We start from the raw sequence: 19413 nt of genomic DNA on the forward strand, positions 1-19413 counted from the left end.
ATGGCTGAGCCAATCATTGATTGTGAATACTTCGCTAAGGATCTGTGCCGTTCGTGCGCCCGTCTAGATATGCCTTATGACGAACAGCTCGCTACAAAATTTGAAGGCGTGCGTGCGCTGATTGATGCGAAGACCTGGCTCCCAAGCCTCGCCTCTAAACCAGAATCGTTTCGAAACAAAGTAAAGCTCGTGGTCAGCGGAACTATTGACAGGCCACAGCTCGGAATTACTGATGTGGATTTGCGCGATTGCCCGCTGCCGACCACAGGGATCAGGATCGCTACTGCGCAGCTCGCTGAGTTCATTCGCGAGTGTGCAATCCAGCCTTATAATCCGGCAACCGATCGCGGCGTGCTGAAGTACGTGATTGTTACTGAGTCAACAACTGGCCAGCTCATGGTGCGATTCGTGGCACGGCGGCGAGGTGTGCAGGGGATTTTGTTCAAGAAATACGAGCGTCTGTGCGAGCTTGTGCCAATGCTCGCCGTCTGTACCCTTAATGTGCAGCCCGAACGCAAAGCGATCATCGAAGGGGAAGAAGAAATCCTCATCAGTGAGCAGCGTTCGCTTCCCATGCCGATCGTCGTCTCCGATCCTGCGCAGGAAATGAGTGCTGGCGTGCAGCGACTGCACCTGGAGTTGCGTCCGCAGTCCTTTTTCCAAACCAACACTGAAATGGCAGAAGCTCTCTACGCACGTGCTGCTCACTGGGCACAAGGAGCAGAGAGCGCCTGGGATCTTTACTGCGGTGTGGGAGGTTTTGCGCTGGCACTCGCCCAAGCTGGGGTGAAAAATGTGGTAGGTGTGGAAGTTTCTCCCGACGCCGTTGCCGCAGGTAACGAGCAGGCCGCAAAGTATTTTCCCGACGTCGTTTCATTCGTTGCCGGTGACGCCACAGCTTGGGTGCGCGAACAGACGACGACGCCGCAGGTGGTCGTTGTGAACCCACCCCGACGGGGAATCGGTGCAGAATTAGCGCAGTGGTTAGAACAATCTGAGGTGCCTACCGTGATCTATTCTTCGTGCAATGCGCGTAGTCTAGCTGCTGATCTTGAAAAAATGCCGAGTTATTCGGTGGAGCAAGCGCAGATGCTCGACATGTTCCCGCACACTGATCACAGCGAAACTATTGCGCTACTCAAGAGATGAGCGGTGAGTCCACGAACTGGGCACAGCAAGATTATTGACGAAATTCCTGCAAGAATTGCACTAATACATAGTGGACTCAAAGGAACTGTGATGGCTATTGACTTCATAAAACTACATGGACTTGGAAATGATTTCGTGGTCATCGACGGCATGAAAAGCGCGGTCGATCTCAGTGCTGAGCAGGTTCGTTTTCTGTGTGATCGGCATTTTGGCGTGGGAGCAGACGGCGTGATCGTGGTGCAGCCGCCCAAAAACACTGGATCAGCTGGTTATATGCACTATATTAACGCTGATGGTTCACTCGCCCAGATGTGCGGTAACGGTGTGCGCTGCACAGCGAAATTCCTTGTAGATCAGGGTTATGTGGATGCTACCTGCGAGAACTTGACCGTTGATACTCTCGCTGGGCCACGGCCCCTGAGTTTCACGGCCGAATCCGGAAAATTGACCACAGCCACGGTGAATATGGGGCAGCCAATCTTTGAACCTGCGCAAATACCTGTTCGTGCGCCACGCGAGAGCTTAGCGAAAAATTCGGAAACCGGCGTCGAATTTGTGCGAAATCTTCAGGTACAAACCCCGTGGGGAGATGTGACTTTCACCTGTATATCCATGGGAAATCCACACGCCATCTGGTTTATTGACTCTTTCGACGATCTGCCCGATACGCTCTTTGATAGTGGCAACCATGAATCGGGCAAGAATTTGACCACGATGGATATTGATAAGATCGGTGCTTTTCTTGAGGCGCATCCGATTTTCCCGGAGAAGTCCAATATCGAATTCGTTAGTGTGCACGACGGCGCACTCCACACACGCGTCTTTGAACGCGGAGTTGGGGAGACTCTCGCGTGCGGCACGGGAGCTTGCGCCACCGGCGTCGCCGGATATTTGACCGGACGCACCGGACGTCGCGTGGACGTGGTTCTACCAGGTGGAACGTTAGAAATTGAATGGAAAATAGACGGCGCGGTGAATATGACCGGGCCGGCCACAGAGTCTTTCAGAGGAACAATTTAAGGAGAAGTTGTGCAGACCGCTCAATGCCTGAACCAGATTAAACCCTACCTGTTTGCAGAAATTGACCGAAAGCGTGATGCTTTGCGGGCACAGGGAATTGACGTTATTTCCTTGGGGATCGGCGATCCAGATCTTCCGACGCCGCAGCATGTGATTGATGCGATGGCTCAGGCGATTCAAAAGCCGCAAAACCATCAGTACCCTGATTATGCTGGGTCGATTGAGTTCCGCACGGCAGCTTCTACGTATATGAAAAAACGTTTCGGCGTGGACGTGGATCCGAAAACCGAAGTGCTCGCGCTGATAGGCTCGAAAGAAGGAATCGCGCACCTGCACACGGCATTCGTCAACCCAGACGAGTACGTGCTTGCGCCCTCGATCGGCTATCCGGTGTATTCGATTGGTGCCACGCTTCAAAATGCCAACACTTACTTCATGCCGATGAAGGCAGAGAATGGCTTCTTGGCAGATTTCGATAACGTGCCTGCTGAGGTGCTTGCCAAGGCGAAAATCATGTTCTTGGGATACCCCAATAATCCCACGGGGGCTATTGCGCCGGTGGAGTATTTTGATAAAGCGATCGCGTTCTGTAAAGAGCATGACATTTTATTAGCTCACGATAACGCCTATGCTGACCTCTCCTTTGACGGTTACATTGCGCCGTCGATCTTGGAGCGGCCAGGAGCGAAAGACGTGTGTATCGAATTTTTCAGCTTGTCGAAGCCGTACAACATGACTGGTTGGCGCATTGCTTTCGCATGTGGCAATGAGCAGGCCGTGAAAGCCTTGGGTACGGTGAAGAATAATCTTGATTCGGGGCAGTTCACCGCGATTCAAGAGGCTGGATGCGTGGCATTGCTCGAATCTGACGAGTTTGTAGCGCAGATGAATGCCATCTACCAGCGCCGCCGCGATCTTGTTGTGGAGGCTTTGCGGGCGATAGGTATGCAGGTAGAAGCGCCGAAAGCGACGATTTACGTGTGGGCACGGGTGCCGCAAGGGGAGACGTCGGAATCCTTCGCCACGAAGTTGCTGGAGAAGGCGCATGTGATCGTGACGCCGGGCAGCGGATATGGCCCGGACGGTGAGGGGTATATCCGGATTTCTCTAACTACTCCTGATGATCGGCTCCTTGAAGCAGTAGAGCGAATACGCAGCGCAATGGCTTAGTTTTTAGGGGGCGATTCTCAGCGAGAATCGCCCCCTAGTTTAGGCATTAGTACAGACTATGTGCTTGTTCTATGAGCTTGTTTGATCTGCGCTCACGCTCACATAATTCCTTGATCGAGCATGGCCTGGGCAACTTTCTTGAAGCCGGCAATATTTGCACCAACTTGGTAGTCGCCAGGTTTGCCAACTTCTTCAGCAGCTTCCAAACACGTGTTGTGAATATCGGCCATGATTGCTTCAAGTTTTTCTTCAACGACCTCAAACGGCCATTGAGCCATTCCGGCATTTTGTTGCATTTCAAGAGCTGAGGTGGCGACGCCTCCGGCGTTTGCGGCTTTACCAGGCGCATAGAGCACATGGGAGTCTTTTGCTGCCGCTATCGCATCATGAGTGAGTGGCATATTTGCACCCTCGGCGATAAGCTCCACACCGCCGTCGAGCATCTGTGAGAAATCGTCGAGTTCCACTTCATTTTGCGTCGCGCATGGCAATGCAATCTGCGCCGGAACACCCCACGGTTTGACGCCCTCGCGATACTCAGCGCTCCGACGTCGTCTCGCGTATTCGCTGATACGAGCTCGCTCGACCTCTTTAACCTGCTGTAAGAGGGCGACGTCGATCCCTTCCGGATCGTAGATGCTTCCGCTTGAATCGGAGACGGTCACGACCTTAGCTCCGAGACTTTGCGCTTTCTGAGCTGCGTAAATTGCCACGTTGCCGGAGCCAGAAATGGCCACCGTTTTGCCGTCGAAAGTCTTATTTTGGGTGTTGAGCATGTTCTGGGCGAAAAGTACCGTTCCGTAGCCGGTCGCTTCGGTGCGGGCGAGTGAACCTCCCCAGTTTGCGCCTTTGCCGGTGAGCACTCCGGCGTCGAAACGGTTTGTGATCCGTTTGTATTGGCCGTAAAGGTAACCAATTTCGCGACTGCCGACGCCGATGTCACCTGCGGGCACATCGGTATGTGGGCCGATGTGGCGATAAAGCTCGGTCATAAAGGCCTGGCAAAAACGCATAATTTCGCCGTCCGATTTTCCGTGCGGATCAAAATCAGACCCGCCCTTGGCGCCGCCAATCTGCTGGCCGGTTAGAGCATTCTTGAAAATCTGTTCAAACCCGAGAAATTTGATTACGGAGAGATTTACCGTTGGGTGGAAACGCAAACCGCCTTTATAAGAGCCAAGTGCGGAGTTGAATTCGATGCGGTAACCGCGATTGACGTGCACTTTTCCGGCGTCGTCTTGCCAGGCCACTCGGAACATGATCTGACGTTCTGGTTCGATGATGCGCTCGAGGATCGCGGCATCGCCATACTCGGGTTTTGATGTGAGCAGCGGTTCAATGCTGGTTATGACTTCGGAAACTGCTTGTTGGAATTCTGGTTGAGAGCCGTTGCGGCGAAGTGACTCTTGGTAGATTTTTTCCAGCAATGCGTCCATGTGTACTCCTTAATTGTCCTGCTCAGCATAGTTGTGCCTAGTGAAAGGATAAAGGAATTTAGGGGTAGGGAGTATTGTTATCCAATGGGTGAAATGTCCGGCCTTTGCTCCTTTAACCCTCACTTTTTGGGGCGATTTTTGCAACATCTCCACATATATCGAGATCATGCAAAATCCACACCAAAAAACCAACACGATCTGACTATAGGCATGTTTTCGGGCTAAGCGCCAAAAAGCGTTGCTTAAGATCCGACTTTTCACTGGCATGGTAATGGAAAGTCGGTGTTATTGAGGTATAGGAGCTCTATACGGTAGGTTCCTTGACATGGCTTGGGTTATGTACTTTGGGTGAGAAAACGTAGTATTCGAGCCCGACGGTGTCCTTTATGTCAAAGCATGATGAAGAAAAACGGGAAGAACAAGTCCGGTACTCAACGCTGGTATTGCCCTGATTGTCGCTACAGTTCAACATCGCGCGATTACCGTCAACAACGTCAGCGTCAGTTTCGCCAGTTCCTTGCCTATGTCACGGACACCGCGCCCAGGCGCGTCCAAGGATCCTCGTTACGCACCTGGGACCGTACGCATGCCTGGTGCTGGCACACCAGACCCGCATGGCAGGTGACAGGCGAGGTATATGACCAGGTCTTTATTGACGGGACCTATATTCCCTATGGTTGGTGCATCTTGATCGCATCCACCACTAAGGGCGTGATCACTTATCAGGTATGCCAACGTGAAAACAAAGCCTCCTATACGGCTCTACTTTCACGTATCCCCGCTCCAATCGTGGTAGTCACTGATGGGGATAAAGGAGCACTAGGGGCGATTAGACAATGCTGGCCAGAAGCACGTATTCAACGCTGCCTTGTCCATATCCAACGCAATATTCGACGCGTGACAACCATCAACCCGAAAACCGATCAACACAAGGCTCTACACCAACTCGGACGCGACCTGACCCGCATAAACACAGCAGAGCACGCTATCACTTGGGTCAAAGCGTTAGCAGCGTTCCACCAGCTCTACGATGACTGGTTGGAAGAGAAAACATACCGCACCGATGTGTCCATCAGTGATATTCCCACTTTCGCAAGAAATAATAAGAAATGGTGGTACACACACTACCAGACCAGACGCATCATAAAATCTCTCGACCGATACGTCAAAGACCAGGTCTTGTTTACCTACCTCAGAGACGACCTAGACACAACCACTGTCCTTGCCTCGACGACTAATAAGCTTGAAGGTGGGATCAACTCGCCCCTGAAAGCTTTCCTTCACGCTCACCGAGGCTGGTCAGAAGAACACATGCTCACCGCAATCAATTACTGGCTATACACCAACAGTATCGACCCCAAACCCTTAGAAAGCTTCATCGACAACATCACGCAACCCCCAAAGCAACCAGTCCAAGAAGAACAACCCGGACCCGTCGAAATCGACACCACCATCAACCACGAACAACCATGGGAAGACAGCCTCCACATCCGAAAAAGCTGGGCCGGACGCTAACAACACGCCGTCAAAAGCAACGCATTTTGGCGCTTAACCCGCATTTTGGCACTTAACCCCATGTTTTCAAAGCAATTTGAGCATAAAAAATCGGCTCGACAGGGCTTAAAGTCAACCATCGAGCCGGAGCGCGCCGAAAGGGACTCGAACCCCCAACCTCCTGATCCGTAGTCAGGTGCTCTATCCATTGAGCTATCGGCGCATGTTCATTTGGGAACGACGTTTAGTCTACATCGAATCAACAGGCAAACACCAATTTGATCAACGTGGTGGTGCGCACACTGTACTGAATCGTGCTGTGCTGAAACACCGTACCGAAGCATATCGGGCTGAAGTGCGCCGTGCTGAATACGAAACTTTGCGGAGAGATATGGAGAAGGAGTGGAGGGCAAAGTGTGTGCATTTAAGTGTTGATAGGATTTTGCAGCTCTTTTTTGTATGCACTGCAATTAATAAGAGAAATTCTTTCGGCGCGACTATTACATATCGGATGTGCAACGATTAAGTACAGATAAGTTCAATTGACTGCATGAGAATTTGAGCTGCTGGATATGGTGGCGATAATGATGAATACACTTGTGGGGAATTGAATTTGAGAGCAGTGAAAGGAGTGTGTAGTGGTGGCTAACTTTGCACTGCCTTTGGATCCTCAAACTTTTCTGCACTCCATTCCAGATCTTCAAGTGCGTCGAGATTGTTGTGAACTTGCGCAGATCATGATGCGTATTACTGGGCAAAGTCCGGTGATGTGGGGCCCGTCAATCGTGGGTTTTGGTCGCCTCGATCGGAAAGAGAACCCACACTGCATGTGTGACGGACTCGAGGTTGGATTCGCACCTCGTAGTGGAAAAATATTCTTGTATTTGCGCAGGTACTCGCATCATTATGAAGATTTGATTGCGCAAATGGGCGACGTTCGCAAAGGGCGAGCTTCTATTGCTTTTGATTCTTTGAGCGAATTAGACCGGGATGTGCTCGAAGATTTGATTACCTACGCTTGGGAAGATTGCTCGATTTCTGAGGAGTAATTTCCTGCGTTGCGAATAAAAATATCGGCGGCAACGATTTTTGGCAGGAACCTCAAATTAGTCTTTTCTTGTAAGACAGTTTCTTTACAAGAAAAGGAAAACCACGCATGGAAAAGATCAAAAATCTCTCCACGGTTAAGAAAATCATGCTCGGAATTGTTATCGCGATCCTCGTCTTAGGGGTAATTGGTTCTTTTGGCAAAGAATCAGGGAAAACCGCGAGTCGATCAGATAAAACGGTATCCCAATCACAGGTGGAAAAAGACAAGCAGAACAAAGCTGACAACGAATCTACTAAAAAAGAAAGTGTGGCGTCGGCACAACAGAAACAGAATACAGCCCAAGCACAACCTGCACAGCCGGCACAACCCACCCAACCAGCACAACCCGCTCAGCCGGCACAACAACCAGCAAAACCGGAAGTTCCCGCAGAGCATAGGAATGCTCTGCGCACAGCTCAGCATTATGTTGAATTTATGCCGATGTCAAAGCAAGGGCTGTTTGATCAGTTAACTTCGCAATATGGCGAAAAATTCACTCCTGAAGCGGCGCAATACGCTATTGAAAATGTGAAAGTTGACTGGAATCAGCAAGCGCTGAAGGCTGCCCAGAATTATCAAAAGCATATGGCGATGTCACCGAAAGCTATTTACGACCAATTGACGTCGCAATATGGCGAAAAATTCACTGCGCAGGAAGCGCAATTTGCCATCGATAACCTCAATAAATAAATTTCCCGCATCCGAATCTTAGAGATGCTAGCTGTGCTTATAGTGCACAGTAAACCAGAGGTGCGCCATATGCTCGAGAAGTCTAGGGTTTTGCTCGAGAAGCCTCGGGTTAAAGGCGCGGTGGGATTCAAGGCTTAAAGAGGTCTTAAAGACCAGAATGCGTCTCTGGAATTGGGACTTCTAAGAAAAAAAAGGGGGGGCTAAGCGTCAAAAAGCGCTCCGCCAAATCAAAAAGTGGACTAAGCCTCAAAAGTGCCCCACTAAAACAAAAGAAAACCCCGCCAAATCAACGATTTGGCGGGGCACTTGCGGAGACGGCGGGATTTGAACCCGCGAGCCGCTTTTCGGCGACTACTCCCTTAGCAGGGGAGCGCTTTCGGCCACTCAGCCACGTCTCCATTACAAATAGCAATGATAGCGGATAGGTGCCACACTCACCAATTTAGAAATTTCGTTTCAACGAGAGGTAAACCACGATGATACGGTATATGTATGACGAATCAATATAGAGATTTTACTCGTGACCCACGCATCGTAGCGCAGGCCGACGCAAGTGTGGCTGCGGCGTCGTCGCCTCGAAAAATAATTCTTGACTGCGATCCGGGGCATGACGACGCAATCGCGCTGCTCCTCGCCCACGGTTCGCCGATGATTGAGCTGCTTGCGGTTACTACGGTAGGAGGAAATCAGACTCTTGAAAAAGTAACCCGTAATGCGGCATCGCTTGCCAAGGTCTATGGAATTGAGGGTGTGCCGTTTGCTGCGGGTTGCTCGCGTCCACTAGTTCGTGAACCTGAGAATGCGCCGAGTATTCACGGAGAGACAGGTCTTGACGGTGTCGTGCTGCCAGAACCGATTGAACTCGATTCGCGTCATGGCGTGGATTTAATTATCGATACGATCATGGGTCACGACGCCGGTGAGGTCACCTTGGTGCCTACCGGGCCGCTGACTAATATTGCGATGGCTGCCCGAAAGGAACCACGGATCGTTGAGCGAGTGCGTGAAGTTGTGCTGATGGGCGGCAGTGCCGGGACTGGCAACTGGTCGGCTGCTGCTGAATTTAATATTTGGGCTGATCCTGAAGCTGCTCATGTTGTGTTTAACGAAAAGTGGCCAGTTGTGATGGTTGGCTTGGATCTGACGCATCAGGCGGTAGTGAACGACGCAGTGCTCGATAAAATCGCAGCTATTGGCTCGCAAACGAGTCAGTTTGTGCTCGATCTTTTCACTTTCTTCAAGCAGTCGCATCAAGGTACGTTTGGAATGGATGAACCGCCTGTACATGATCCGTGCGCGGTGGCTTATTGTATCGATCCGCGAATTGTGAAAACGGTTCAGGCTCCGGTGCAAATTGAGCTTCACGGCAGCATGACTGCAGGTAGAACGGTGGTAGATTTCCGTGAGCCAGCACCGGAAAGCTGCCATACTAAAGTTGCGCTTGAGCTGGACTTTGACGCATTTTGGGATTTGGTTGTTGGAGCGATTCGCGATATTTCCTAGCAGGAGGCATGATATTTCCTAACGGGATGCGCGAAACTCCCCGACGGTAAAATTCATGCCAGGATTTGTAAAACTACCGACCGTGAAACTTATCGACGTTAAGACTTCCAGGCGGTAACACTTCCCGACGGTAAAACCTACCTGCAGTAAAACCTACGTGTGGTAAAACCTATTGACGGATTGTGATTATGCTGCTCACGTGCGGCGCCGATCGCAATCCGTCAATATTTCCACATCTTGAACAAAAACGTCTCATTTATTGCTCAAAGAACAGCCTAAACCGTGTGCCGATCTACCATTTTGCAGGTGATCAAAAATAATTCCCCGGAGCAATCTCCCACCGTCGCCGACCCAATTAACGCAGTTCCCGCAGCTCCTAAGCTCGCTCTGCTCTCAATTCAACACGTACTCGCGTTCTATCCGGTGCAGTGATCGTCCCGTTGCTCATCGCTTCGTCGCTGAAGCTCGATGCGGCAACCACTATTCACCTCATCAATGCAGACCTCTTCACCTGCGGTCTTGCTACGTTAATCCAGTCGGTTGGCATTGGGCGCAAAATGTTGGACTCGTGCGTATTACCGGGATTCGCTCGCGGTGGGTTGCTGCTGGTTCAGGCGCGCTCATGATCGTGATTGGCCTGATTCCCAAGGCAGGAGCGGTGGTGAACTCGATATCGTCGCCTGTGCTCGGTGGCGCATCACTCGCCTAGTTTGCGAACGTCGCATGGGTGGGCATGCAGACGATTTCCAAAGCGAATATGCGCGATAACCGCAATGCCGTGATCGTCACGACGGCGTTGGGCCTGGCTATGCTTGTGACGTTCCGCCCTACGATGGCACAGGTGTTCCCAGATTGGGCGCAAGTGTTCTTCTCTTCGGGCATGTCGATCGGCGCGATCACCGCGATCTTGCTCAACTTGCTCTTCTTCCACGTTGGCAAGAACGATACGGAACAGACCGCCGTCACCCGCGAAGACGGACGCCACGATGGTAGAGCAGTGAGTCTCGACGAGGTGAACAATATGGACGAAGCTGCGTTTGTGGAAGCGTTCCGCGTGCTTTTCAACAATGAGTTGTGGCCGTTGCGCCAGGCTTGGCAGCAACGACCTTTTGCTGATGTGAACGATCTGCGCAACGCTATTCAGGCGGCTGTGCTCCGAGCCGAAAGTGCAGATCAGCAGCGTTTAATCGCAGACTACCCGGCATGTACCAGCTTGTTTCTGCCGACGACGCCGAGGCCGCTCGCATTTCGAAAGATACCGGTTCGTTTGCGCTCGCCTCTGCTACAGAGACTGATTTGGCGCAGTTGAGGGATGTGTCGGAGCGTTATCTAGCAAAATTTGGCGTGCCATATGTGGCGCGTTTGGAGCGTGAAGACACTGTGGCGAGCATTATTGATAATGGTGTGCGCAGGTTGTCTAATTCTGTAGAACATGAGCGGATTGTGGCGCTTTTGGAAGTTGTGGAGATTGTGAATGATCGTCTCGATATTCTGATCCGTGATGCTAATCCGATTTGTCGCGAATGGCAGGCTACGCACTGATTGTAGCTTAAATACCAGAATGGGTATTGCACGAGTAGAAGAATGATCTAGCGAGGTTTAGCGTAATCGCTTTTCGGTTTTGGTCGAAAGGTATTTCGCTATCATTGGTGTGGTTGGTGAGACGATAAACGATCTGCTCGTGAACATCTTCTAGTGTTTGCGGACGTCCAGATTCGATTCAGGTTTTATCGTTGATTTTCCGCGCGATCCTTTCGATCACTCTACTGGGTGAGTGATCGAGTGCTTCTTCAGTATGCATTGGTGAAACGTCATATATGCGGTTGTCTAGGTGGGATAGTCCATCGATGGGCGGTTGGAGCATGTACTTGAATAGCGGTTCAAACGCTGTACCGTTAGCGTCATTAAATGATCGTATTGAAGCGAGCATATAGTCATGTGTAGAAACGTTTCGCCACGATATTGAGCGATGTGAGACTCGTGCAATATCGTCGATAAAAGCTCGTTGTGTTCGCCCGCCCATGGGTAGACCTCACCAAACAAACGTCGATGCAAAGCACGTAAATGATCCATATCGAAAGTTTGTTTTACAGGATGCGACTCTAGCAGTTCACGTTGCACCCACGTATAGCGACGTTCAGCTTGTGCTAGATCTTAGCATTATGAATGTTGAAGTTGTTGATGAGAATATCTGTACCAGGATACAGAGATGGGTCAACGAAGGACGGCACGTTTTTCTCCGAAGAACAGTTGCTGTACCTCGTCTATATCGATTTCACCCTCAACGTATCGTGAGATGATGTTCAGTTCTTCGTCAGTGAATTGATATCCTTCGAGTTCTATCGAGAAAATACCTTCAGCAGCGCTGTTATAACGCTGCTCTCTCGTCCTTACATCCATATGTATGCCCCCTTGCTTCAAAAACTTCGTTATTAGGCATAAATCTTGCCACAAATATGTTCTTTCACGCTCTTAATGTATTGATCGATAGTGATCTCGTACTTTGCGAGCTTCAGCAATTGTGAGCGAACACGGGGTGACGGATGACAACATGAGGCAAGACGTTCAGCGCTCACCACTTCAGCTACGAGCTTCTCTGGGGTGCGTTTGTGAGTGTCCATATGTCCTCCTCAAATTTGTTTTAAGTCTACACAGCACCCATTATGACCAAGACTTTTGCGTTAGAATACAGCATTTCCAGTGTCTTTATTCCGTGGGTTCCGGATGGGTCGCAAGTGGTATGATCGCAGATTTAACGTAAGTGCTTAAGCGCCTAGATTATTTCACGTTTCGCTACGAGAAAGCTCTTCTTAGGTGAAACCTGCTTACCAACTTTGATGAGTTCATCCAAACATGGAACTTAATCAATGAAGAAGAGTTCCACATATTTCTCGATGATCCCAAGTTCGACACCGATGAATCATTTGCCCACGTATTGAAATTTGTATTATTGGGAATCGTGGAAACAACGGGGTTCATCGTCTTCAACCAAGACCCATCAACAGGTGAAGTCTGGGGATATGTTGCATATGACAACTGACGAACCATTTCTACTCACCTGTATCAAACAATGGAAGAGTCTCAACAGGAGATCCAGACGACGCAGGCTTCGGTTTCAGAGCCACCTGTGGGAATCGAACCCACGACCTATTCATTACGAGTGAATCGCTCTGCCGACTGAGCTAAGGTGGCGTGCTGTAGGCAGCGTCCTAAATTTACCTAATTTCTTCGACCAATTTCAAATGCAGCTGCTCCTAGGATAGAGATATCACATTTGAGGAGCAGCTTAGTCTCTCTGATAAAACAAGTGAAGAACAGCGATGACGCTTGCTGAAAAGCTATTCGTGTGTGCTTTTGAGCTGGTAATTAGCTTGGTTCGGCTTAGTTTGGCTTGCTTAGCTTGGTTTGGCTCGGTTCGGCTTGTTTCGACTTGGTTGGGGCGCTTCGCGTTCAGCCGCGAAGCGCCCCAACCAAGCCCTATATAAGTCACATGATCTTACTTAGCAGGGCAAGAAAGCCCATCTTTTGGCACTGTGCCATTGAGAAGGTATTTGTCGATTGGTTCACTCACACAGGTTGTTGAGCGGCCATATGCAGTATGCCCCTCACCCTCATAAGTCACCAATACGCTGTTGTCGAGCGCTTTCGAAAAATCTACGGCCCACTGGTACGGCGTAGCAGGATCGCCCTTGGTACCAACCACCACAATAGGTGCTGATCCCTCAGCCTTATAAGCCTTATGCTTCTCTTTTGGCTGGAAAGGCCACGCAGCACACATGTACTCGTCATAGCCATATGTTGGGCCAAAAACAGGCGCCATCTGAGCTATCTTCTTCGCATCTTCCTGCCACTCAGCTTCGTTACCCATCGCAGGCTGGTCTGCACAGTTAATTGCCCAGTTAGACTCAACAGAGTTATTGGTGAACTTATCACCTTTGCGCCCGCTGTAGGAATCAAAGAAAATCTGGAACAGGGTGCCATCATTCTTGGTTAACAGTTGATCGAATGCTTGGGAGAGCATCGGCCACGCTGAATCATCGTAGAGCGGCGTAATCAGGCCAAGCATAAATGCAGCTTGTGTGAGTGGTCGCTCTGGATTCTTGGTAGAAATCGGAGTTTTGAGTGAAGCCGCGAGCAGATCTGTAATTTGCTTGCGAGCCTCATCAACCGAACCTTTAAACGGACACTTTTCGCCTGCTAAGCAGTTCTTAAGATAAGCCGTGAGAGCGTCGTCGAAACCTTTTACTTGAGCTGCTGTCTGGTCGAAATTCGTGGCATTACTTGACACTGCTCCGTCAAGTACGAGTCGCCCTACGTTATTCGGGAACAAATCCGCATACATCCCACCGAGAGACGTGCCGTAGGAATAACCCACGTAGTAGAGTTTCGGATCGCCCAATACGTGTCTCATCACATCGATATCACGCGCTGCGCTCTCGGTACCCACGAATTTGAGCAAATCTCCAGATTTCTGCCCACATGCAGCAGCAACATTACTCATTGCCTGCTTGTACTGGGCTTGCCCCTCTGGGGTCTTATCAAAGGATGCCTCTAGCTGCGCCCCTAGCTGTGCGTCGTCAAGGCAATCGACCGGAGTGGATTCTCCAACGCCACGCGGATCAAAACCAATCACATCAAAATTCTTCAAGATGTCCTCAGAAAAATATTGAGGTGCCGATTCGGCCATTTCTTGGCCGCCACCGCCCGGACCGCCCGGATTCACAAAGAGAGAGCCGATAGCTTTACCCTCTGCTTTACGCTTTTTAGCAGCGATGGTGATCGTTTTCGCTCCAGGATCTTCGTAGTTCAAAGGCACCTTAAAGGTAGTGCATTCGAACCCAGTTTCGCAGTTATTCCACGAGACCTTTTGGTTGTAGAAATCTTCTAAACCAGCGGGGATCGCAGGCATTTTTGCTTCAATCGGGGCGACGGCGTCGGCGGACGCTTTCTTAGAATCGTCAGAATTACCCGAGCTACATGCCGAAAGGCCAAGCCCGAGTGCTAATAATGCGGCAGTTACACGTTTCTTATTCACATAACTACCGTATGCTATTTATGCCAATGACCGCAGCAAAGAAATCAAAATTGTGGAAAACTTTCGCACTTTTTGGCACTGTGGCAAAGTTCAGCCTTGCGCGAATCTTTACGCTGCTCAGCGAACCGAAATAAGGGCTGCTTCCATTGTGAGAAGAGCAGCTACATTGCCTTTTAGCCGTTCGCGTGCCAAGTTCAATGTGTCAATTTTCGCGATAGTTTGGTTGACGTCGCTATCGGCAGCGCGTTGCCGAACCTGCTTTTCATAGTCCGAATTGACCAGATCTATCTCTGATCCCAACTGAACAACGAGCACATCGCGGAAAAACGACTGCATGTAGATCAATTCGCGATCGAGCATATCCCTTTCGCGTCTAGTCTGCCGACGCTTGGCGTTGTCCTTATCGGCAGCCAATTGGCTTCGCACGGAGGCCGGTATCCGCCCGCCAGAATCCAAACCAAGTGCGTCCATGAGCTTTTCTCTTTCCGCACTTTCCTGTTCCGCCGACGCCGTTTTGCCAGCCTTTTTCTTCCCATTCGCCGAGTCTCGCCCGTGCATCGCATCGACATCCAGCAAGCGTCCCGCCGCAACAACAGCATCGCCGACGCCGCGCACCGACAGCAGCGCATCAAGCGTATTCTTTCGCAACATTCCAGCTTCTGGATCAGTCGCTAAAGCCCGCGCCACCCCAATATGCGACTGTGCCGCCTTGGCTGCCACCAAAGCCGCATCAGGATCGATCCCATCACGGCTGCTCAGCAAACGGGCGACGTCATGAGCGTCCGGAGTCACGAGATTGACGTTCCGGCACCTGGATCGAATTGTTGGCAGCACATCCGCCACTGCCGCAGTGCACAACATCCATACTGTGCGCGGCGCCGGCTCTTCGATCGCTTTAAGCAAGACGTTCGTCGTGCGAGAAATCATCCGATCGGCGTCTTCAATAATAAAAATCCGCCATTTTCCCGACGACGGTGCCAAGTAGGAATTCGTTACATAACCTCGTACTTCATCGGCGCTAATCGTCACTAAATCGGTACTGACGATTTCGACATCGGGGTGATTGTTCGCAAGAACGGCCCGGCACCCAGCGCAAACGCCGCATCCAGGTTCTGGCGCGCTACACAACAACGCCGCTGCAAAAGTTCGAGCAGCATAAGAGCGCCCAGACCCCGGTGGGCCAGTGAAAAGCCAGGCGTGACTCATGGCTGAGGAATGTACGAGCGCCGAGTCTGTAGCGCCAGCTACAGCGTCGTCGTGGGCAATAACCGAACGTGCAGCAGCCGCAGCGCGTTTAATCTCTGCAATCGCCTCATTTTGCCCAACGAGTTCGTCAAACACGGTCATAATAAAGGCTCCACTACCGCCTGAATTTGCAGGGCAATTGCATCGATAGATTGCGTGCCGTCAATAACCACGAAGCGCTGCGGTTCTTGCTTTGCGAGCTGCAAAAACTCATCCCGAACTCGCTCGTGGAACTCTGCGCCTGCCTGTTCCATGCGGTCGAGTTCGCCCTCAATCCGCGCAGCACCTCGCTGAGCTGGCACGTCAAGCAAAATCGTCACATGTGGTAGCAAGCCCTCTACAGCCCAGATCGACAAGTCTCGCACTTGCTGCGCGTTCAATGCCCGTGCGGCACCTTGATAGGCGACTGATGAGTCGAAATACCGGTCGGTAATCACCACGGCACCCCGATTCAAAGCGGGGCGAATCTTCGATTCGACGTGGTGAGCTCGATCGGCAGCAAACAGCAAGGCCTCGGCGCGCGGTGCCACATGATCGCCGTGTAAAAGCAGCTCTCGAATCTTGGCGCCAAGCTCAGTGCCTCCGGGTTCGCGCGTGGAAACCACTTCGCGACCTCGTTCTTCGAGCCAAGACACCAAACGATTCACTTGGGTGGACTTTCCTGCCCCGTCGCCACCTTCAAAAGAAATAAACAGCCCGCTCATGCTATCTATTTCCCTTTCTTAGCGGCAGATTTTTCTGCCGCCTTGGTGGTTGTTTTCTTGCTCGTGGTTTTCGCTGCGGTCTTTTTTGTCGTCGTCTTTTTGGCGGTCTTGCGCGTTCCTGCTTTCACGGTGCGCTTGGTGGCGTTGCGTTTCTTTGGGCCACCATTTTCAGCGATTTTCAGACGTCGAGCCACGAGTAGCTCTTGGGCGCGTTCGGCTGTGAGCTGGTTGATGTCGTTTGAACGTGGTACTGAAGCATTGGTCTCACCATCAGTTACGTACGGTCCGAATCGCCCGTCTTTGAGCACAATCGTGCCTCCCGAAACGGGATCTTTACCAAATTCTGCCAAAGGCGGTTTAGCAGCAGCGCGTCCACGCACCTTAGGCTGCTTGAACACCTCTTCTGCTTCTTCTAGCGTGATGGAAAATATCTGCTCTTCTGATTCGAGAGAGCGGGAGTCACTTCCGCGCTTAAGATATGGGCCATAACGTCCGTTTTGCGCAGTAATGACATCACCCTCTGATTCCCCGATTTCACGTGGAAGTGCAAGTAATTGAACTGCCTGCTCAAGCGTAACGGTATCGGGTTGCATCGAACGGAACAGGGACGCCGTCTTTGGCTTCGGCTTCGTTTTCGAAACTTTTCCGGTCGGCGTGAGCTGCACGGCGTCGTCGGGAAGCACTTCGGACACGTATGGCCCGAACCGTCCGTCTTTAACAACGAGCTCATAACCGGTATCAGGATGCTTACCGAGCACACGATCGCCCTGCAAGGATTGCTCCAAAATATCTTTGGCGCGATCAACCGTTAGCTCATCAGGGGCGACGCCGGGTGGCACAGATGCGCGGCGACCCTCGGTGCCGTCGTCGTTCGTCTCTTCCAAATAAGGACCGAAACGCCCCACTCGAACTGCGATTCCCTCACCAATTTCGATTGTGTTGACGGCGCGAGCATCAATATCGCCCAGGCTTCCTACTTGGTCACGCAGTCCCGAAGAATCTTTCGTGCCCCGATAGAATTTTGCCAGGTACTGGATATGGTCTTGCTCGCCTGCTGCGATCCGGTCAAGATCGTGTTCCATATCTGCGGTGAAATCATAATCAACCAGTTCAGGTAGGTTGTCTTCGAGTAAACGCACCACTGAAAAAGCGAGCCACGTTGGCACAAGTGCCTGCCCTTTGCGCTCGACGTATCCGCGATCAGTAATCGTTGAAATTGTGGAAGCGTAGGTAGACGGACGCCCGATACCTTTTTCTTCGAGTGTCTTGACCAGCGAAGCTTCTGTGTATCGTGGAGGTGGAGCGGTGTCGTGACCCTCTGCTTGTGCTCCGGCGCTCGCAACTTGTTCACCTTCGATGAGGTCCGGGAGTCGAGATTCTGCCTTTTCTTCGTAGCGTTTTGTGTCCTGACTCTCCTCATAGGCGGCCATAAATCCGCGGAAAGTGATGATCGTTCCAGCGGTGGACATCGTCGCTTCAGCAGGAAGCGCTTCTTCGCCACCAGCAGTTTTGCTGCCAAGATCGGCCACAATTTTGACCGAAGCCGTCAGACCGGTTGCATCAGCCATCTGTGAGGCTACGGTGCGTTTCCAGATGAGTTCATAAAGTGCGTATTCGCGCGACTGTAACTGCCCTTGCACCTCTTGTGGCGTGCGGAAATGATCGCCGGCGGGGCGGATTGCTTCGTGAGCTTCCTGTGCGCCTTTCGACTTCGTCGCATAGTGGCGTGGAGAATTTGGCAAGGAATCGGCGCCATAGAGTTCTTTGATCTGTGCACGGGCCGCGGAAATAGCCTGCTCAGAGAGGTTTACAGAATCTGTACGCATATAAGTGATATAACCATTTTCGTACAGAGACTGCGCCAAACGCATGGTGTCACGCGAGCTCAATCGAAGTTTACGGGACGCTTCCTGTTGTAGCGTTGACGTGGTGAAAGGAGCTGCCGGACGACGTCGGTATGGTTTCGTTTCCACCGACGCAACGGTTGCTTCACCAGTGCTTAGAGCGTTGGCAAGCGCCTGTGCAAACTTTTCGTCAAGTGTGCGAACGCCTGCTGTAGCTGCTTTTTTGGTGAGTTCGCCGTGATCGTCAAAATCTTTTCCGGTGGCGATTCGGGCGCCATCGATAGAGGTGAGCTTGGCTTCGAACTCTTCACCGTCTTTGACGAGTGCAACGGTGACGTCCCAGTAATTTGCTGGCTTGAAAGCCATGCGCTCGCGTTCGCGTTCGACGATAATTCTTGTGGTTACCGACTGTACTCGGCCAGCTGAGAGGCTGGGGGCAACTTTTCGCCACAGCAGTGGTGAGACTTCATAGCCTACAAGGCGGTCGAGGATTCGGCGCGATTCTTGGGCATCGACGAGTTTAGTGTCGAGTTCGCGCGTATTCTCTAGTGCACGCCCAATTGCTTCTTTGGTGATTTCATGAAAGACCATGCGTTTTACGGGCACTTTAGGCTTGAGAGCCTCCAATAAATGCCAGGCGATAGCTTCTCCCTCGCGGTCCTCATCAGTTGCGAGATAGAGTTCGTCAGCTTGTTTCAGCAGAGAGCGAAGCTCGGTGACTTTTTTCTTCTTATCGGGTGTGACCACATAATATGGCTCAAAATTACCGTCAACGTTGACGGCGAATTTGCCGTATGGCCCTTTCTTCATGTCTGCTGGCAAGTCTGACGGCTTTGGCAGATCGCGAATATGCCCAATACTAGCCTCAACTTCATAGTCCGCACCTAAATAGTTGCCTATGGTGCGTGCTTTTGCCGGAGACTCGACGATTACCAGTTTGGTCACAATGACTTCCTTAAGTTAGGTTGCCGTTTATAAATAAGAACGTTCTAACGATTGCTAAGATACCCGCATTTTGCCACGAAATGAAAAA

Annotated in this window: 19 protein-coding genes and 3 tRNA genes; 12 read left to right on the forward strand and 10 right to left on the reverse strand. The window is 51.2% G+C overall.

What is annotated here, in order from left to right; genetic code table 11:
• The 3 genes from JOD55_RS01640 to JOD55_RS01650 all read left to right on the forward strand — a co-directional run bounded on the left by JOD55_RS01640 (position 1) and on the right by JOD55_RS01650 (position 3339).
• Positions 1-1149 (forward strand): methyltransferase domain-containing protein, encoded by a 1149-nt coding sequence (locus JOD55_RS01640; protein WP_204398074.1) that lies wholly within the window; start codon positions 1-3, stop codon positions 1147-1149.
• Positions 1150-1239: 90 nt separating this feature from the next.
• A complete protein-coding gene (gene dapF, locus JOD55_RS01645; protein ID WP_204398076.1) occupies positions 1240-2169 on the forward strand; it encodes a diaminopimelate epimerase in 930 nt (309 codons plus the stop codon).
• A gap of 9 nt (positions 2170-2178) precedes the next feature.
• On the forward strand, positions 2179-3339 hold the full coding sequence (locus JOD55_RS01650; RefSeq protein WP_204398078.1) for an LL-diaminopimelate aminotransferase: 1161 nt from the start codon (positions 2179-2181) through the stop codon (positions 3337-3339).
• A 98-nt stretch (positions 3340-3437) separates the two neighbouring features.
• On the opposite strand, the gene gdhA is transcribed toward JOD55_RS01650, so the two are convergent.
• Positions 3438-4775 carry an NADP-specific glutamate dehydrogenase gene (gdhA, locus tag JOD55_RS01655; protein ID WP_204398080.1) on the reverse strand — a complete coding sequence of 446 codons (1338 nt, stop codon included), beginning with the start codon at positions 4773-4775 and terminating at the stop codon, positions 3438-3440.
• Between the two features lie 348 nt (positions 4776-5123).
• Here gdhA and JOD55_RS01660 point away from each other — a divergent pair, with 348 nt between their 5' ends.
• A complete protein-coding gene (locus tag JOD55_RS01660) occupies positions 5124-6290 on the forward strand; it encodes an IS1249 family transposase (protein ID WP_338022164.1) in 1167 nt (388 codons plus the stop codon).
• Between the two features lie 129 nt (positions 6291-6419).
• Here the strand turns inward: JOD55_RS01660 and JOD55_RS01665 are convergent.
• Positions 6420-6492, reverse strand: a tRNA-Arg gene (locus JOD55_RS01665).
• A gap of 418 nt (positions 6493-6910) precedes the next feature.
• Here JOD55_RS01665 and JOD55_RS01670 point away from each other — a divergent pair.
• Together JOD55_RS01670 and JOD55_RS01675 are read left to right on the forward strand one after the other, a co-directional pair.
• Positions 6911-7318: a DUF1801 domain-containing protein gene (locus JOD55_RS01670; protein WP_204398082.1), complete on the forward strand. Its 408-nt coding sequence runs from the start codon at positions 6911-6913 to the stop codon at positions 7316-7318.
• A gap of 107 nt (positions 7319-7425) precedes the next feature.
• A complete protein-coding gene (locus JOD55_RS01675; RefSeq protein WP_239538933.1) occupies positions 7426-8049 on the forward strand; it encodes an Ltp family lipoprotein in 624 nt (207 codons plus the stop codon).
• 309 nt (positions 8050-8358) lie between these two features.
• Here JOD55_RS01675 and JOD55_RS01680 read toward each other — a convergent pair.
• Positions 8359-8447, reverse strand: a tRNA-Ser gene (locus tag JOD55_RS01680).
• A gap of 94 nt (positions 8448-8541) precedes the next feature.
• On the opposite strand from JOD55_RS01680, the gene uriH reads away from it, so the two are divergent.
• The 6 genes from uriH to JOD55_RS09020 all read left to right on the forward strand — a co-directional run bounded on the left by uriH (position 8542) and on the right by JOD55_RS09020 (position 11094).
• Positions 8542-9552 (forward strand): uridine-preferring nucleoside hydrolase UriH, encoded by a 1011-nt coding sequence (gene uriH, locus JOD55_RS01685; RefSeq protein WP_204398083.1) that lies wholly within the window; start codon positions 8542-8544, stop codon positions 9550-9552.
• 306 nt (positions 9553-9858) lie between these two features.
• Entirely contained in the window at positions 9859-9984 is a 126-nt protein-coding gene (locus tag JOD55_RS09205) for a hypothetical protein (protein WP_275587006.1), read from the forward strand.
• The gene (locus JOD55_RS09285) at positions 9981-10178 is read left to right on the forward strand and encodes a hypothetical protein (protein WP_338022172.1); all 198 of its coding nucleotides are present in this window, start codon (positions 9981-9983) and stop codon (positions 10176-10178) included. Before JOD55_RS09205 ends, JOD55_RS09285 begins: the two co-directional genes overlap by 4 nt.
• Positions 10121-10261, forward strand: coding sequence for a solute carrier family 23 protein (locus tag JOD55_RS09015; protein ID WP_338022173.1), 141 nt, complete (start codon positions 10121-10123; stop codon positions 10259-10261). The genes JOD55_RS09285 and JOD55_RS09015 overlap by 58 nt, the downstream gene beginning before the upstream one ends.
• Before the next feature lie 24 nt (positions 10262-10285).
• Positions 10286-10861, forward strand: a complete 576-nt coding sequence (locus tag JOD55_RS09210) for a 2-oxo-4-hydroxy-4-carboxy-5-ureidoimidazoline decarboxylase (RefSeq protein ID WP_275587007.1) — start codon at positions 10286-10288, stop codon at positions 10859-10861.
• Complete coding sequence (locus JOD55_RS09020) at positions 10756-11094, forward strand: 2-oxo-4-hydroxy-4-carboxy-5-ureidoimidazoline decarboxylase (RefSeq protein ID WP_275587008.1); 339 nt, start codon at positions 10756-10758, stop codon at positions 11092-11094. Before JOD55_RS09210 ends, JOD55_RS09020 begins: the two co-directional genes overlap by 106 nt.
• Before the next feature lie 672 nt (positions 11095-11766).
• Here the strand turns inward: JOD55_RS09020 and JOD55_RS01695 are convergent.
• From JOD55_RS01695 to topA, 7 genes are all read right to left on the reverse strand, one after another.
• Positions 11767-11952 carry an antitoxin VbhA family protein gene (locus tag JOD55_RS01695; RefSeq protein WP_131282374.1) on the reverse strand — a complete coding sequence of 62 codons (186 nt, stop codon included), beginning with the start codon at positions 11950-11952 and terminating at the stop codon, positions 11767-11769.
• Between the two features lie 32 nt (positions 11953-11984).
• Positions 11985-12173 carry a hypothetical protein gene (locus tag JOD55_RS01700; RefSeq protein ID WP_131282377.1) on the reverse strand — a complete coding sequence of 63 codons (189 nt, stop codon included), beginning with the start codon at positions 12171-12173 and terminating at the stop codon, positions 11985-11987.
• A gap of 498 nt (positions 12174-12671) precedes the next feature.
• Positions 12672-12744, reverse strand: a tRNA-Thr gene (locus JOD55_RS01705).
• 304 nt (positions 12745-13048) lie between these two features.
• Positions 13049-14587: an alpha/beta fold hydrolase gene (locus JOD55_RS01710; RefSeq protein ID WP_204398085.1), complete on the reverse strand. Its 1539-nt coding sequence runs from the start codon at positions 14585-14587 to the stop codon at positions 13049-13051.
• Between the two features lie 117 nt (positions 14588-14704).
• Positions 14705-15934 (reverse strand): DNA polymerase III subunit delta', encoded by a 1230-nt coding sequence (locus JOD55_RS01715; protein ID WP_204398087.1) that lies wholly within the window; start codon positions 15932-15934, stop codon positions 14705-14707.
• Positions 15931-16536, reverse strand: a complete 606-nt coding sequence (tmk, locus tag JOD55_RS01720; protein WP_204398089.1) for a dTMP kinase — start codon at positions 16534-16536, stop codon at positions 15931-15933. The genes JOD55_RS01715 and tmk overlap by 4 nt, the downstream gene beginning before the upstream one ends.
• Positions 16537-16541: 5 nt before the next feature.
• Positions 16542-19325 carry a type I DNA topoisomerase gene (gene topA, locus JOD55_RS01725; protein WP_204398091.1) on the reverse strand — a complete coding sequence of 928 codons (2784 nt, stop codon included), beginning with the start codon at positions 19323-19325 and terminating at the stop codon, positions 16542-16544.
• Positions 19326-19413 lie beyond the last annotated feature (88 nt).

Origin of the sequence: Arcanobacterium pluranimalium (genome assembly GCF_016907845.1) — a bacterium.
GTDB lineage: Bacteria > Actinomycetota > Actinomycetes > Actinomycetales > Actinomycetaceae > Arcanobacterium_A > Arcanobacterium_A pluranimalium.